The sequence below is a fragment of the Gelidibacter sediminis genome (genome assembly GCF_004364975.1).
In the GTDB taxonomy this organism is placed as follows: domain Bacteria; phylum Bacteroidota; class Bacteroidia; order Flavobacteriales; family Flavobacteriaceae; genus Gelidibacter; species Gelidibacter sediminis.
The window spans coordinates 610,252-626,849 of the sequence record NZ_SOBW01000007.1 but is presented as its reverse complement, the minus strand read 5'-3'; the positions used below and the strand labels follow the sequence as shown (position 1 = coordinate 626,849).

Genomic DNA, 16,598 nt, shown 5'->3' with positions numbered 1-16,598 from the left:
ACCAAATACTCGTTAAACAATTATTTTTAAACGACATGCTATTATAATGTTTCCTCTGCGTTATGATAATGTTATGAATATTGAGAGTTTTTAATCTATCTGTTAATAGTTCTATCTTTACCTTATATTATCGAAAAGCACATATGAAGAAAAAGGATATAAAAATACTATTGGTTGATGATGAACCAGATATTTTAGAAATAATTGGTTACAACCTCTCCACGGAGGGGTATCAAATTATAACTGCAGATAATGGTGTCCAAGCAGTTAAGAAAGCCAAAAAGGAACGTCCACATCTCATCATATTGGATGTAATGATGCCAGAAATGGATGGGATTGAAGCTTGTGAACAAATTCGGAAAATTCCTGAACTCAGCAATACAATCATCACCTTTCTGACAGCAAGAGGCGAAGACTATTCTCAAATGGCTGGTTTTGATGTTGGTGCTGATGATTATATTACAAAGCCTATCAAGCCAAAAGTCCTGACCAGTAAAGTGAAAGCCCTTTTAAGACGAATAAAAAATGAGGAGCCATCTGAGGATATATTAAAGATTGGTGGATTGATAATCAACCGGGAAGAATATAAAATTTCAAATAAAGGCGAAGAGATTATATTGCCACGAAAGGAGTTCGAATTACTATCTTTGTTAGCAACCAAGCCTAATAAGGTATTCAAACGAGAAGAAATTCTCGAGAAAGTCTGGGGTAATGAAGTTGTTGTAGGCGGGAGAACTATTGATGTCCATATTCGGAAACTCCGTGAAAAAATTGGCGACGACTGTTTCAAAACTGTTAAGGGTGTAGGCTATAAGTTTGTGGATTAATGAAAACAACTATTAAAAAGTCATATAAGTTTGCGGTTAAGACAGCTTTCTACATCACGCTGATCAACACTGTGCTTATTGCTGCCGTGCTTTTTGTCTCGAAAGCATTTAACGTGGGCATTTTATTGGGCTTTTTTACGTTTTGTTACATTATATCCTTTTTAATCATTCAATACCGCGTAGAACGGTTTATATACAGACGGGTCAAAAAAATATATGACGATTTGACCTTACTAGAATCAGCGTCTTTGCGTAAACAGCCTATTACTACTGATATGGCAACACTTACTCAGGAAATTGATAAGTTTGCAAAAGATAAGAAACTTGAAATAGAAACCCTTAAGGTACGAGAGGAGTACCGAAAAGAATTTTTAGGTAATGTTTCCCACGAGTTGAAAACGCCATTATTTACCGTACAAGGCTATGTGTTAACCTTGCTAGACGGCGCTATGAATAATGAAAAGTTGAGAGAAAAATATCTTGAGAGAGCCAATAAGGGGGTAGAGCGATTGATCTATATCGTTCAGGATTTGGACATGATAACTAAATTGGAAGTAGGCGATTTAAGTTTAAATATTGAAACCTTTGATATTGTAGAGTTGGTAGCCAGTGTTTTCGATTTACTGGAAATGAAATCTGCCAAGAAGAAAATCACACTTACTTTTGATATGGTATATCCCAATCCAATTTTGGTAAAAGCTGATAAAGAACGCATCCGTCAAGTCTTGACCAATCTTGTTGTCAATTCCATTAAATATGGCCGATTTAAAGGAACGACTGAAATTAGTATCGAAAATTTAATTAAGAACAAGGTAATTGTCAGAGTAACTGATAATGGTGAGGGCATTGCTAAAGCCAATATTCCGCGTCTTTTTGAACGGTTTTATAGAATTGATAAAAGTGGGTCTCGAAAAGAAGGTGGATCCGGTTTGGGCTTGGCTATTGTAAAGCATATCATTGAGGCACACGATGAAAAAATTTATATTGAAAGTGAACTGAGTGTGGGTAGTGAATTCTCATTTACCCTCGAAAAAGCGCAATAATTCTTTGAAGGTAGTTTTCTGATCTTTAGGTTTAAATCCATCATAATCTTCAAGATCCCCTAATTTTTCTAAACTAAAATCTTCCTGTTTACAGCTTGGAGCCCATTTATTCTCCAGCATCAATGTTGCTAAATATTCCTGTTCAGGCTGTCCAGGCGTAGGAATGAAAAAGGCTTTTTTCTCCAATTTCTCTAAATCCATAATGGTCGTGTAGCCTGAGCGTGCTACAACCAATTTACTAGCATTAAGTGCTTTTTCGAGCTGTGATGAGGTCATGTAATTGTAGAGCGTCATATGTTTAGAAATGGCACATGTTTGTTGTTTTTCTATGACACCCCTCACAAAAAGAACTTCACCCTGATATGCTTTGAACGTAGAGAGTAATTGGCGCTCTAATATTCCGCGCTGTGGCTCAGGCCCTGATAATAGGACCATCACCTCATACTCATATGGCATGGTTAATTTCTGAAATCGGCTTAAAGGACCAATATGCTTTACATTCAAACCCAATTGGTCTACATGTCCCATCCGTCCGCTTAAATTAGGTTTATCAGAATAATCAGGAACCCAACAAATATCAAATTTTTTAATAATCCTTTGATGCAGGGCAGTACTCAACCAAGTAGTACTGCCACTTAATACCCGTAGTTGATGCGTAATAAATACGGAGGGTAAACCCTTATGGTGCAACCCAAATCTATTATCTGAAATAATTCCATCAATTTTGTGAGTAATTAGAATGCGTTTTAAAGCTTGATGTTCTAAATAAATTGCCCTAACAATCTTGGGCGCACTAAACAAAAGCTTCCATTTGAGACGTTTTCCCTGTTTTGCATAAGTAATGTTATACGATGGCAATATAACGTATTCTAAATCAGGATATTCTTTTCTGAGGAGTGCTAGTGCCGCGCCGTCACTCGCAATAACTGGTGTGTAATAATGTTCCAGCAGAGCTTCAATAATTGGGATGCAACGTGCCGCATGACCCAAGCCCCAGTTGAGTGGTGCAATTAATAGTTTTTTATTCATCTTTTATATATGAACAACCACATTATGCGTAAGCGCTTTGTTGGTGGTCCGGTTTTTCCGATGCATCTTTTTTTTGTCTATACAAATTAAGAATATTAAGGTCGTATAAAAAAGAGGATGCCGCTGCAACCCTCGTGAAATTTTGACTAACATTTAAAACTTCTTGTAACATATAAAGATAAGAATATAATGGCTTCCATATATTTCCTTAATTTTGCCAACGCTTAGGAGACTGCAAAATAGGATAGCATCCAATTTGAGATATTGAATAAGAAAATAGAAATAACAAAAGAGTGGGAAGTAAGAATAAACTTAAAAGATTTAGAGAAAATGAAACGTTTTCCAATGTTTATCAGCCAACGCGGGACGAATTGGTTAATGCGGCGTTTCAATTAAAAGGCAACTGGAATTCCAAAGTATTTAAAAATAATTATCCGCTTGTGTTGGAACTTGGTTGTGGAAAAGGAGAATATACCATTGAACTTGCAAAACGCTATCCTAATAAAAATTTTATCGGAATCGATATAAAAGGCGCTCGTTTTTGGAGAGGTGCAAAAACAGCGATTGAAGAGGGCATTCCTAATGCTGCATTTTTAAGGACACAAATTGAGCTTATTGATCATGCGTTCGGGCAAAATGAAGTTGATGAAATTTGGATAACCTTTCCTGATCCTCAGATAAAATATAAGCGTACCAAGCATCGGATGACCAATGCTACATTTTTAGAACGCTATAAATCAATACTAAAACCAGAAGGTGTGGTGCACCTAAAAACAGATAGTGAGTTTATGCATGGTTATACTTTAGGCTTATTGCATGGCGCTGGCCACGAGGTGCAATATGCCAACCATAATGTTTATAAACAAGAAGGGAGTCCCGCTGAGGTTACTGAGATTCAAACCTATTATGAAGGTCAGTATTTAGAAAAGAATAAAGCAATTACCTATATTAGATTTAAAATTAAATAACCTTGAATATTACTGTCATATTTCTTCTCGGGATGATTATCGCCCTTGTAGGTGTTATCCCACCCGGATTGCTGAATATGACAGCTGCAAAAATAAGTCTCAAGGAAGGTCACGTCAGGGGCATTATGTTCTCTATTGGTGTATGTGTTATTGTATTTTTGCAAACTTACATAGCCGCCATGTTTGCTCGGTATTTGACCAATCATCCTGATGTGGTAAAAGTATTGCAACGGGTGGCGCTAGTTATTTTTATACTAATTACGGTGTATTATCTTCTCATTGCTAAGGCAACATCCAAAACGGAAATAGATAGAGAATCGAAAAGTAAGCATAGCCGATTTTTCCACGGGATATTTTTATCAGCTATTAATGTGTTTCCAATTCCATATCAGGCCTATATGACCATAACCTTGGCTTCTTTTGGCTGGTTGGAATTTAATAGGAGCATGATTATCTCTTATGTTTCCGGTGCCGTATGTGGCACTTTCGTAATGTTATATATGTATATTTTTTTCTTCGATAAATTCAAGAACAATAAAATGACATCCCAGAAAAACATGAATTACATCATTGGTTCTATAACAGGAATTATCGCGATTGTAACACTGATCAATATCATAAGGGAATTATGAAGCCGGAAACCCTCAATTTTTTTGATAAGGTGTATGAAGTGGTAAAACAAATACCATTTGGGCGGGTAACGAGCTATGGAGCAATTGCCAATTATTTAGGCGCAGCAAGAAGTGCAAGAATGGTAGGTTACGCCTTGATAGGCTCAGTGGCTAAAGATGTTCCAGCGCATCGTGTTGTAAATAGGAAAGGACTGCTGACAGGCAAACATCATTTTGAAGGAACAAATTTAATGCAGCAATTGCTGGAAAGTGAAGGCGTCATTATTGAGGACAATCAAGTGCAACAATTTGATACCGTCTTTTGGGATCCACGAGAGGAACTTTAAGGTTTTAGACCTCAAATCCTGAATAAAGATTGCCTTAGTCTATATATTTGAAATCCATAGAATTCCTCAATCTAGCTATTGAAATCTTCGTGTTGCTAGCTTCATTCTTCCATCAATATTAATTATATTTGCACTTTAGAATGATTCTTAATTAATAGAATGAAAGAAATCGTAATGACTTGCTAAATCATTGCTGTGCTTTCATTTTTTAGCATCTTAAAACCATGAAATTACATAAACAAGATATTTATAAAGCCCTCGAAAGCATTTCGGCCCCAGGTGAAGGTCAGAATATGGTGGAGAGTGGTGCCGTTAAAAATGTGGTAACCTTTGCAGACGAAGTCATTGTAGATATTACCATTACAAACCCAAGTCTGCAGGCCAAGAAAAAGACAGAAGTTGAAATCATGAAAGTTATTCATGATAAAGTTTACGAAAAGGCCAAAATAACGGTCAATGTAAAAGTTGAAGCGCCTGCAAAATCTTTAACTAACAGTATTAAAGGGAAAGCGATTCCTGGAATTCAAAATATCGTTGCGGTTGCATCGGGCAAAGGTGGCGTTGGTAAATCTACAGTAACTGCAAACTTGGCAGTGACTTTGGCACAAATGGGCTTTAAAGTAGGTATCCTTGATGCCGATATTTATGGGCCTTCGACACCTATTATGTTTGATGTGGAACAAGAGCGTCCTATGGCAGTAAACATAGATGGAAAATCTAAAATGAAACCGGTAGAAAATTATGGTGTTAAGATTTTGTCCATAGGATTCTTTACGCAGCCAGGTCAGGCAGTAGTATGGCGCGGCCCTATGGCGGCCAAAGCTTTAAATCAAATGATTTTTGATGCGCATTGGGGAGAATTGGATTTTATGCTGATTGATTTGCCGCCAGGAACTGGAGATATCCATTTGAGCATCATGCAATCATTACCTATTACTGGAGCAGTAATTGTGAGTACGCCACAAAATGTCGCCCTAGCTGATGCCAAGAAAGGTGTTGCAATGTTTCAGCAAGAAAGCATTAATGTGCCGGTACTGGGTATTATTGAAAATATGGCCTATTTTACGCCTGAAGAATTGCCGGAAAATAAATATTATATCTTCGGAAAAGAGGGTGCTAAACATTTGGCTGAAGATTTAAAAGTGCCATTTTTAGGAGAGATTCCTTTGGTGCAAAGCATTCGTGAGGCGGGTGATGTGGGCCGTCCTGCAGCAATGCAAACGGCAACACCCTTGCAAATGGCTTTTGAAAAAATAACTCAAAATGTTGTAGAAGAAGTGGTGAGACGAAATGACAATTTGCCACCAACTGAAGCTATTAAAATTACTACTATGGCTGGTTGTTCAGCTGTTAAAAAATAAACTACCTAGTCTTTTAACTACCCTAAAATAATACACATGACAACTGAAGAATTGAGATTGAATGTTGAAAAAGCGCTTGATGAAATACGTCCTTTTCTTCAAAGTGATGGGGGCGATATTGCATTGCTATCCATTGAAGATGATAGGTTGGTCAGAGTGCAGTTAGAAGGTGCCTGTGTGGGTTGTTCTGTTAACCAAATGACCTTAAAATCAGGAGTAGAGATGACCATAAAAAAATACGCGCCACAAATTGAACAGGTTATCAATGTTGAAGTTTAATAGCTATTGTTATCAACAAAATATTACAGTGTTTTACAACAATCCCATCAATTAGTCATTATGATTGATATCATAATATGTAAGCTGTATTAATTGGATTATTGTATTCTAAAATGAAGTTGAATTAAATGAGTCACCCCTTTTTTCGGGTTTATATATGATTAAAACAGATATACTTATTATAGGTGCTGGACCAACAGGATTATTTGCTGTGTTCGAGGCCGGATTACTAAAGTTAAAATGCCATCTTATTGACGCCTTACCACAAATTGGGGGTCAATGTTCTGAAATTTATCCTAAAAAACCGATTTATGATATTCCTGGCTTTCCTGAAATATTAGCAGGAGATTTGACAGATAATCTTATGGAGCAATGTAAACAGTTTGAACCTGGATTTACGTTAGGTGAACGTGCCGAGACAATAGAAAAACAAGAGGACGGCAGTTTTATCGTTACGACAAATAAGGGCACAAAACATCAGGCGCCGGTAGTTGCAATTGCTGGTGGGCTGGGAAGTTTTGAACCGCGCAAACCTTTAATTGATAATATTGGCTATTTTGAAGATAAAGGGGTTGAGTATTTTATTAAAGATCCAGAAATGTACCGCGACAAACGTGTGGTAATTTCTGGTGGTGGCGATTCGGCGTTAGATTGGAGCATTTTCCTTTCTAATATTGCTTCTGAGGTTACGTTGATCCATCGTCGTAATGAATTTAGAGGTGCTTTAGATTCTGTTGATAAGGTTCAGGAATTAAAAAATCAGGGTAAAATAAATCTGATTACGCCAGCTGAAGTGATTAATGTAATGGGAGATCATAAAGTGGAAGCCGTAGTGGTAGCACAATCTAAAAATATCGAAAAGGAATTTGAGGTAAAATGCGATCATTTTATCCCATTATTCGGATTGTCTCCTAAATTAGGACCAATTGCCAATTGGGGGCTTGAAATTGAAAAAAACGCAATTGTCGTCAATAACGCCTTGGATTATCAAACCAACGTTCCCGGCATTTTTGCCATTGGCGATGTCAATACCTATCCAGGTAAGTTGAAACTGATTTTATGTGGTTTTCACGAAGCAACTTTGATGTGTCAAGCGGCTTATCAAATTATCAATCCGGGTAAAAAATACGTTTTAAAATACACAACAGTTAGTGGGGTTAATGGCTTTGATGGAACCCGTAAAGAGGCGCCAAAGCAAGTTGTAAAAGCAATTGATTAATAATGGAACAAGATATTACCATAAAAATTACCGATAGGGAAGGTGTTGTACACACTATAGAAGCACCAACTGATATGGCCATGAATTTGATGGAGGTTGTGAGGAGTTATGAGCTTGCACCCGAAGGTACTATTGGCGTTTGCGGTGGTATGGCCATGTGCGCTTCTTGCCAATGTTATGTGGTGAGTGATACGGAGCTACCGGAAATGCAAGATGATGAAGAAGCAATGCTGTCAGAGGCATTTTATGTTAAGGATAATTCGAGATTGGGGTGTCAAATTCAAATAACTACTGAAATGGAAGGTTTAGAAGTAATATTAGCTCCAGAATCTTAAGCATGCTATAAGAGACTAACACTATGTTGTATTCATATTAAAATAAAAAAAATGCTTCTCATCAGAGAAGCATTTTAGTATTAAAGTAAGTGTGTTTTATCAAGTTACAAAATTTGAACAGTTTGCTATTTGAAAGCATTTAGACCGGTAACATCTAATCCCGTTATCAACAAATGGATATCATGAGTGCCTTCATAAGTAATAACGCTTTCAAGATTCATGGAATGGCGCATAATACTATATTCACCAGTTATCCCCATGCCGCCTAACATTTGACGTGCATCTCGAGCAATAGTTATAGCCATATCCACATTATTGCGTTTAGCCATTGAGATTTGTGCTGAAGTGGCGGTTCCGTTTTCTCTCATCACCCCTAATCGCCATGCTAACAATTGTGCTTTGGTGATTTCAGTTATCATCTCAGCCAATTTCTTTTGTTGCAATTGAAACTGGCCAATTGGTTTGCCAAACTGCATACGTTCTTTGCTGTATCTTAACGCTGTGTCATAACAATCCATTGCTGCACCAATCGCTCCCCAAGCAATACCATAACGCGCAGAATCTAAGCAACCAAGTGGTGCGCCCAATCCTGATTTGTTTGGCAATAAATTTTCTTTAGGAACCTTAACGTTATCAAAAATAAGTTCCCCAGTTGCAGAAGCTCTTAGCGACCATTTGTTATGTGTTTCAGGCGTCGTAAACCCTTCCATGCCACGCTCCACAATCAAGCCGTGAATACGACCTTCTTCATTTTTGGCCCATACCACTGCCACTTGACAAAAAGGCGCATTAGAAATCCACATTTTTGCTCCATTTAAAAGGTAATGGTCGCCCATATCCTTAAAATTAGTGGTCATTCCTGCAGGGTTGCTACCGTGGTCAGGCTCTGTTAACCCAAAGCTGCCCATCCATTCGCCACTTGCAAGTTTTGGGAGGTATTTCTGACGCTGTGCTTCGTTGCCATATTTCCATATAGGATACATGACTAATGATGATTGGACGGAGGCCGTACTTCTTACACCAGAATCACCACGCTCAATTTCTTGCATAATCAATCCGTAAGAAATTTGGTCTAGTCCGGCACCACCATATTCTGCAGGAATATAAGGTCCGAAAGCGCCAATTTCAGCAAGTCCGTTTATGATTTGTTTTGGAAATTCTGCTTTTTGGGCATACTCCTCAATTATTGGAGATACTTCTCGTTTTACCCATTCTCTTGCGGCATCACGTACTAAACGGTGTTCGTCATTTAGCAACTCATCTATATTGTAATAGTCTGGGGCTTGGAACAAATCTGGCTTCATGCTTTTGAATTTAATTTTTGTCAAACACAAAAGTAACGAAATCGTTATCAGTTCACAATTTAAAATTACATTTTGAGATAGAAGTCTTTTGTAAGTGCAATATAGTGGGCAGTGTATTGATGCCTAGAGGTTTCGATAATCAATTCTTGGGGCTGGACTACAGTTTCATCAAATGAAAATTCAATTAAACTGCGTTTTATTTCAGAGTCGGGGGTGCCTTTCACCCTTAATATGCGTTGGGGGTATAAGTGTTCCTTAGAAGCCAAAACAATAAAATCCTTCTCCTCTGAAAAAGGAATTATTACTGAAAACAGGCCTTTTTCAGAAAGTAATTTGGACACACTTTCAATAAGCTGTCTAAAGGGCATGGCATCAGCAAACCGAGCCATGTCACGTTGCTCGTTATCGCTTTTGTAGGTATCGGTGTAAAAAGGGGGGTTGGAAATAATCAAGTCATAAGAATCATCCATCCCAGACTCTTCATCCAATAGGTCTTCTACAAACTCATCTAAAGCCGCGTGATAGCAAAACAGTCGATCAGCCCAAGGCGATTGCTCAAAATTGTCTACACATTGTTCATACGCAGCATCATCAATTTCTATGGCATCAATAAGTTCGGCTGTGCTGCGCTGGGCCATCATCAATGCGAGAATTCCAGTGCCAGCGCCAATATCTAAGATAGAAAATGGTTTCGCTTCCAAAGAAGTCCATGCGCCAAGCAACACCGCATCGGTACCAATTTTCATGGCACAACGGTTTTGGTTGACCGCGAATTGTTTAAATTGAAATGGCTGCATAGAAAACGATTGGTTATTGTAAGTAAAGATCTATTAAGCCTTCAGGCGTGTCTACCACAATTAGTTTATTTTGTTTATCCACGTTTTTGATAAAAGCATCGTTAAGCGGAATCAAAATTTCAATTCCATCGCGGTCTATTTCAAAAAGTGCCTGTGCTGTAGTATCGTTGACCGATTTAACAATACCCACCGTTCCAAAATTGACATCCTCAACGGTAAACCCGATAATCTCATGAAAATAGAACTTGTTGCCTTCAAGTTTAGGCAGAAATTCTAGAGGTAGATAAATATCAGATTTTAAAAGGGCATCTGCATCCTGCTCAGTATCGACATCTTCAAATTTGATGCGCAACAATTCTGATTTGTGCAATTGGGATGATTCAATGAAAAACGGCACCAGATTATTGCGAAGCTCAACAAAAACCGATTCCATATCTTCATAGATCTCTGGTTCATCGGTATCTAATTTTATCAATAATTCTCCTTTAAAACTGTATTTTTTTACAATTTTGCCAACGTAGAAGCAGTCTTTTTTTAACATCGGTTCTTTTTTTTTGTTAAGTCTTTAACTTGATGTATACAACAAGGTCCTTCTAAAAAGAGGGAATGTGCAAAACTAATCATAAGATCTCGCCAAAAGGCAGGATTTGTTTAATTACGCATTTTTTTTTCTTCAAAAAAGAATGCTATTTCACAAAAAAACTCCGATAGGTCATATCGGAGTTTAAAAGTATAAAAAATAAATTCTTTATTCTTCTGTTTTTGTTTCAGCGTCATCAGCTGCAGCTTCTTCAGTAGTAGTAGCTTCAACATCAGTTGCTTCCTCAGCAGGAGCATTTGCGGCCGCTTCAGCAGCTTCGGCATCAGCAACAAGCTTTGCAGCTTCAGCTTCACGTTTTGCATTTACTTCTTTTTCAGCTTCAAGAGCCTTAGCTTTAGCATCTGCTTGCGCTTTAGCCAAACCGTCTTTCTTAGCGTCTACTTTGTTTGCTTTTTCATCTAACCAAGCTGCGAATTTCTCCTCTGCTTGTTCTTCAGTTAAAGCACCTTTTCTGACACCACCTGCAAGATGATTTTTCAACATGGCACCCTTGTAAGACAAAATTGCTCTTGCCGTATCAGTAGGTTGTGCACCATTTTGAAGCCATTTTACAGCATCATCAACATTTAATTCAATTGTTGCTGGATTTGTGGTAGGATTGTAAGCACCGATTTTCTCTAAGTATTTACCATCTCTTTTTGATCGTGCATCAGCTGCAACAATCCAGAAATAAGGTTTCCCTTTTTTTCCGCGTCTTTGTAATCTAATTTTTACTGCCATAAATAATTAATTAGTGAGGTTCGCGACCTCTATTATTAATAAATGCCTGCCCGACATAAACAATTTATGTCATTAAGGCGGGCGCAAAGATACTACAAAATTTGTATTCATGAATAGTTTGTTGCAAATAATGACGCTTTTTTTGTGATTTTCAACGTAATGAGTAAGAGCCTTTTGATATTTATTGCGCTTTATATTAGTGGATTAAAAATATTGGAGGAATTTTTGTCCTTTTAGGCAGGTTAAATTTATAGGTGTTTTCGGCAAAAAGCTATAAAATAACTCAGATTGCTTCGTTCTAATCTGACGTGATTGGTTGATAACACCAACATATTATATTATTTGAACTGTTCATAACTTTCATTTCAAAAAGGCGTTAATTATATGTAATTTTAAAAACTTTTCTTTTGAAAAAAATCAATTTTTAATGTTTTGATAGTCAATACGATTGATTTTAGCGCTAGAAGACATTCTAGACTGAGAGCAATGAGATTAGGATTACGTCACTACTGCAGGGATATTTTTTTATACTATCAAAAGTGATCGAGACTGTCAGATTTTAAAGAAGAAAACGACATTAGCATTAAATAACTTACCATTTACAGATTACAACGCATGTATTTAATTTTCGATACTGAAACTACAGGATTACCAAAACGTTGGGACGCACCTCTTAGCGATACTGACAATTGGCCAAGATGTATACAAATTGCTTGGCAATTGCATGATGCCATGGGCAACTGTATTGAGCATCAGGATTATTTGGTAAAACCTGAAGGTTTTAATATTCCTTATGATGCTGAGAAAATTCACGGGATTTCCACTGAACTAGCACAGCAACAAGGGGTATCTTTGGTAGAAGTCTTAGAAAAGTTTAACGCCGCCTTGGCCAAAGCCAAGTTTGTAGTGGGTCAGAACGTGGGGTTTGACTTGAATATCATGGGTGCGGAATTTTACCGTGAAAATGTTGAGAATGTTTTGCAGGAACTTCCGGTTTTGGATACCTGTACAGAACATACCGCTAGTTTATGTCAATTGCCAGGAGGGCGCTATGGAAAGTTTAAATTGCCAACCTTAACGGAACTCCACCAATTTTTATTCAATCAACCTTTTGCAGAAGCCCATAATGCAACAGCGGATGTGGAGGCAACTACGCGTTGTTTTTTAGAATTGGTAAGGCGTAAAGAGTATACTGTGGAGCAATTGGATGCACCTGCAGATTATTTTGAAAATTTCACTCGTGAGAATCCAGAAACAATTCAGCTAATTGGGTTAAAACATATTAACCTAAAAGCGGAGAGCGCTAAAATCAAGAAACAGATTGAAGCCCTACAAGAAGCTGATGAGCCATCTAAAACGGAGATCGCTCAAAATATTAAAGAATTAAAAGAGGTTGAATTTGCACATTTGCACAACCATTCCCAATTTTCTGTCTTGCAATCTACTATTAGTATTGCTGATTTAGTGGCGGCCGCGGCACGGCAAAATATGCCAGCAGTGGCGTTGACAGATCATGCCAATATGATGGGAGCTTTTCATTTTATGAAAGCAGTAAGCAATCATAACCGAGGAGTTGAAGCTAGAAACAAAACGGCTGAAGAGCGCGGTGAAACTCCAAAAGAAAAGATTATCAAACCAATTTTGGGTTGTGAGTTCTTTGTATGCGAAGACCATACGGATAAAAGCAGAAAAGATAACGGTTACCAAATTGTGTTACTCGCAAAAAATAAAAGAGGCTACCATAATTTAGCCAAATTGTCATCTCATGCCTTTGTGGATGGATTTTACTATTTGCCCCGAATCGATAAAAAACTGATTCAACAGTATAAAGAAGATTTAATTGTGCTCACGGGTAACCTTTATGGAGAGGTGCCGAGCAAGATCTTGAATGTTGGTGAGAATCAAGCAGAAGAAGCATTGCTTTGGTGGAAAGCAGAATTTGGTGACGATCTTTATATTGAGTTGATGCGCCATAACCAAGAGGACGAAAACCGTGTAAATCCGGTGCTGGTAGATTTTGCTCGAAAACATGAGATCAAGTTAGTGGCCACGAACAACACTTATTACTGTAATAAGGAAGACGCCAATGCGCATGATATTTTATTGTGTGTAAAAGATGGTGAAAAGCAAGCTACGCCAATAGGTCGTGGGCGTGGATACCGTTACGGAATGCCTAATCAAGAGTATTATTTCAAGTCGTCTGAAGAGATGAAAAAGCTCTTTAAGGACTTGCCAGATGCCATTTCCAATATTCAAGAGGTTGTTGATAAAATTGAACCTTTTGAATTGGCAAGAGATGTCTTGTTACCTGCTTTTGATATACCTGACGAATTTAAACATGAGGAAGATCTACATGATAAAGGCAAACGTGGTGAAAATGCTTATTTACGTCACCTAACCTATGAAGGCGCTAAAAAACGCTACACTGAATTAACAGATGAAATTAAAGAACGTCTCGATTTCGAATTAAGCGTTATTGAAAATACAGGCTATCCAGGATATTTTTTGATTGTTGAAGATTTTATCCGCGAAGCCCGGAATATGGATGTGTCTGTAGGGCCCGGCCGTGGTTCAGCAGCAGGTTCCGTAGTGGCGTATTGTTTAAAGATAACCAATATTGATCCGCTAAAGTACAATCTGCTTTTTGAGCGTTTCCTCAATCCGGATCGTGTAAGCATGCCAGATATAGATATTGATTTTGATGATGAAGGCCGGAGTAGGGTTATGGACTACGTGATCAAAAAGTACGGTAGTAGCCAAGTAGCGCAAATTATTACCTATGGCACCATGGCGGCTAAGTCGTCTATTAGAGACACCGCAAGGGTTTTAGATTTACCACTTTTTGATGCCGATAGAATAGCAAAATTAATACCTACCATGTCCAAATTGGGCAAAATTTTTGGGTATGATGAAAAGCAGTTGAGTAAAGCGTTCAGATCAGAAGATTTAGAAAAAGTAAACGAACTCCTCAATATCGCGGAAGGCTCAGGATTAGAGTCGGAAACCGTTAATTTGGCGCGTATGCTGGAGGGTTCTGTACGCAACACTGGGATCCATGCCTGTGGGGTAATTATCACCCCAGATGACATCACGAAGTTCGTGCCTGTGTCCACTGCTAAAGATTCTGATTTGTATGTGACGCAATTTGACAACTCCGTGGTGGAGGATGCCGGCTTACTGAAAATGGATTTCTTAGGCTTAAAAACCCTGACCTTAATTAAGGATACGGTAAAAATCGTGAAAGCGAAGCACGATATTGATTTGGATCCGGACACCTTTCCTTTAGATGATGAATTAACGTATGAGTTGTTCCAAAAGGGTGAGACCGTTGGTGTGTTTCAATACGAATCGCCGGGGATGCAAAAGCATCTTAAGGAATTAAAACCAACTGTTTTTGAGGATTTAATTGCGATGAATGCCCTCTACCGCCCAGGGCCGATGGAATATATCCCGAGTTTTACCAGAAGGAAACATGGTGACGAAGAGATTGAATACGACCTTCCTGCCATGGAAGAATACTTGAAGGAAACCTACGGAATTACGGTCTATCAAGAGCAAGTAATGTTGCTGTCCCAAAAATTGGCGGGGTTTACCAAAGGTGAGGCCGACGTGTTGCGTAAGGCTATGGGTAAAAAGCAAATTGCGGTGTTGGATAAGATGAAACCTCAATTTATTACCCAAGCAGCTGCAAAAGGCCACGATGCCAAAAAATTAGAAAAAATTTGGAAAGACTGGGAAGCCTTTGCAAGTTATGCCTTCAATAAGTCGCATTCCACTTGTTATGCGTGGATTGCTTACCAAACTGCCTATTTAAAAGCACATTACCCTGCCGAATATATGGCGGCGGTATTGAGTAATAATATGAATGACATCAAGCAGGTGACATTTTTTATGGAGGAATGTAAACGTATGAAGTTGAATGTTTTGGGGCCGGATGTTAATGAATCCTATTATAAATTCTCCGTAAATAAAGACAATGCGGTCAGGTTTGGAATGGGCGCCATTAAAGGTGTTGGTCAAGGAGCTGTAATGACCATTGTAGAGAACAGAAGAAAAGACGGCCATTACAAATCGATATTCGATTTTGCCAAGCGCGTCGATTTGCGGGCAGCCAACAAAAAAGCTTTTGAAAATCTAGCCTTGGCTGGTGGGTTTGATTGCTTTTCAGATACGCATAGAGCCCAGTATTTTCAGGATGACGGTGATGGCATCACCTTTTTGGAAAAAGCCATCAAGTACGGTAGTAAACATCAAGAAAATGAAAATTCAGCCCAAGTCAGTTTGTTTGGAGATGCGAGTGATGTACAAATAGCAGAGCCATTAGTGCCACCTTGTGAAGAATGGGGCACTATGGAAAAATTAGCCCAAGAACGGGAAGTGGTAGGGATTTACATTTCTGGACATCCACTGGACGATTTTAGAATTGAAATGAAAACCTTCTGCAATGCTACTCTAGCGCATTTTGCAAACTTGGAATCTTATGTAAACCGTGAAATGACATTTGGCGGGGTGGTTACCAATGTAGAACATCGGGTGAGCAAGCAAGGTAAGGGATGGGCCATGTTTACTATTGAAGATTATACGGATAGTTTTGAATTCCGGATTTTTGGAGAAGAGTACCTGAGGTTTAGACATTTTTTGGTAAGAAGTTCATTTGTGTATGTTAAAGTGTATGTCAAGGAAGGTTGGACCAATAAGGACACCGGAAAAAAGAGTGACCCACGGTTGCAGTTTACAAGTTTCCAACTGTTACATGATGTGATGGATACCTACGCTAAAAAATTGTCTATTCAATTGGAAATAAAAGATTTGAAAGAGAGTAAAATTAAGGCGCTTGAAGAGGTGTTACGAATGCACGAGGGAAATCACGCCTTAAATTTTGTGGTTTATGACAATGCTGAAAAAATGAAATTGCATATGCCGAGTAGGAAACAAAAAGTAAAGATATCGCAGGAACTGTTGGACGAGTTGAATAATCAAAACGTATACTATAAGTTGAATTAGGGAAATGATCTTGATTTTGTGCATGGTATTTTAGTGGTACTCTTTTTGTAACACCATTTTCATCATATAACTTAGGAAAAGGTGTTGGGTTGGAATATAAAAAAATCCGATGTATTGTCGCAAATGGTGTTCATAACCAGTACACATTCAACG

Annotated in this window: 15 protein-coding genes; 10 read left to right on the top strand and 5 right to left on the bottom strand. The window is 38.2% G+C overall.

Translation table 11 applies throughout. The features are described 5' to 3' along the window. Positions 1-143 precede the first annotated feature (143 nt). Together BXY82_RS02620 and BXY82_RS02615 are read left to right on the top strand one after the other, a co-directional pair. Entirely contained in the window at positions 144-827 is a 684-nt protein-coding gene (locus BXY82_RS02620) for a response regulator transcription factor (RefSeq protein ID WP_133756623.1), read from the top strand. Next, on the top strand, positions 827-1,870 hold the full coding sequence (locus tag BXY82_RS02615) for a sensor histidine kinase (RefSeq protein WP_133756622.1): 1,044 nt from the start codon (positions 827-829) through the stop codon (positions 1,868-1,870). The genes BXY82_RS02620 and BXY82_RS02615 overlap by 1 nt, the downstream gene beginning before the upstream one ends. On the opposite strand, the gene BXY82_RS02610 is transcribed toward BXY82_RS02615, so the two are convergent. Then, positions 1,844-2,899, bottom strand: coding sequence for a glycosyltransferase (locus BXY82_RS02610; protein WP_133756621.1), 1,056 nt, complete (start codon positions 2,897-2,899; stop codon positions 1,844-1,846). The genes BXY82_RS02615 and BXY82_RS02610 overlap by 27 nt on opposite strands. A 293-nt stretch (positions 2,900-3,192) precedes the next feature. Here BXY82_RS02610 and trmB point away from each other — a divergent pair, with 293 nt between their 5' ends. The 7 genes from trmB (at position 3,193) to BXY82_RS02575 (ending at position 8,019) form a co-directional block, all read left to right on the top strand. Continuing rightward, the gene (gene trmB, locus BXY82_RS02605) at positions 3,193-3,867 is read left to right on the top strand and encodes a tRNA (guanosine(46)-N7)-methyltransferase TrmB (protein ID WP_133756620.1); all 675 of its coding nucleotides are present in this window, start codon (positions 3,193-3,195) and stop codon (positions 3,865-3,867) included. Between the two features lie 2 nt (positions 3,868-3,869). Further along, positions 3,870-4,499, top strand: coding sequence for a LysE family transporter (locus BXY82_RS02600; protein ID WP_133756619.1), 630 nt, complete (start codon positions 3,870-3,872; stop codon positions 4,497-4,499). Further along, positions 4,496-4,825 (top strand): MGMT family protein, encoded by a 330-nt coding sequence (locus BXY82_RS02595; protein WP_133756618.1) that lies wholly within the window; start codon positions 4,496-4,498, stop codon positions 4,823-4,825. Before BXY82_RS02600 ends, BXY82_RS02595 begins: the two co-directional genes overlap by 4 nt. A 224-nt stretch (positions 4,826-5,049) precedes the next feature. Beyond that, positions 5,050-6,186, top strand: coding sequence for an Mrp/NBP35 family ATP-binding protein (locus BXY82_RS02590; RefSeq protein ID WP_133756617.1), 1,137 nt, complete (start codon positions 5,050-5,052; stop codon positions 6,184-6,186). Between the two features lie 36 nt (positions 6,187-6,222). Then, positions 6,223-6,465 (top strand): NifU family protein, encoded by a 243-nt coding sequence (locus tag BXY82_RS02585; protein ID WP_133756616.1) that lies wholly within the window; start codon positions 6,223-6,225, stop codon positions 6,463-6,465. A 157-nt stretch (positions 6,466-6,622) separates the two neighbouring features. Continuing rightward, entirely contained in the window at positions 6,623-7,684 is a 1,062-nt protein-coding gene (locus BXY82_RS02580) for an NAD(P)/FAD-dependent oxidoreductase (protein ID WP_133756615.1), read from the top strand. 2 nt (positions 7,685-7,686) lie between these two features. Further along, positions 7,687-8,019 carry a 2Fe-2S iron-sulfur cluster-binding family protein gene (locus BXY82_RS02575; RefSeq protein ID WP_133756614.1) on the top strand — a complete coding sequence of 111 codons (333 nt, stop codon included), beginning with the start codon at positions 7,687-7,689 and terminating at the stop codon, positions 8,017-8,019. Positions 8,020-8,144: 125 nt separating this feature from the next. Here the strand turns inward: BXY82_RS02575 and BXY82_RS02570 are convergent, their stop codons facing one another. The 4 genes from BXY82_RS02570 to BXY82_RS02555 all read right to left on the bottom strand — a co-directional run bounded on the left by BXY82_RS02570 (position 8,145) and on the right by BXY82_RS02555 (position 11,441). Further along, positions 8,145-9,323, bottom strand: coding sequence for an acyl-CoA dehydrogenase family protein (locus BXY82_RS02570; protein WP_133756613.1), 1,179 nt, complete (start codon positions 9,321-9,323; stop codon positions 8,145-8,147). A gap of 65 nt (positions 9,324-9,388) precedes the next feature. Continuing rightward, positions 9,389-10,120 (bottom strand): tRNA1(Val) (adenine(37)-N6)-methyltransferase, encoded by a 732-nt coding sequence (locus tag BXY82_RS02565; protein ID WP_133756612.1) that lies wholly within the window; start codon positions 10,118-10,120, stop codon positions 9,389-9,391. A gap of 13 nt (positions 10,121-10,133) precedes the next feature. Continuing rightward, complete coding sequence (gene rimM, locus BXY82_RS02560) at positions 10,134-10,661, bottom strand: ribosome maturation factor RimM (RefSeq protein WP_133756611.1); 528 nt, start codon at positions 10,659-10,661, stop codon at positions 10,134-10,136. Between the two features lie 207 nt (positions 10,662-10,868). Further along, entirely contained in the window at positions 10,869-11,441 is a 573-nt protein-coding gene (locus BXY82_RS02555) for a 30S ribosomal protein S16 (protein ID WP_133756610.1), read from the bottom strand. A gap of 615 nt (positions 11,442-12,056) precedes the next feature. Between BXY82_RS02555 and dnaE the strand changes: the two genes are divergently transcribed. Next, positions 12,057-16,445 carry a DNA polymerase III subunit alpha gene (gene dnaE / locus BXY82_RS02550; RefSeq protein WP_133756609.1) on the top strand — a complete coding sequence of 1,463 codons (4,389 nt, stop codon included), beginning with the start codon at positions 12,057-12,059 and terminating at the stop codon, positions 16,443-16,445. Positions 16,446-16,598 lie beyond the last annotated feature (153 nt).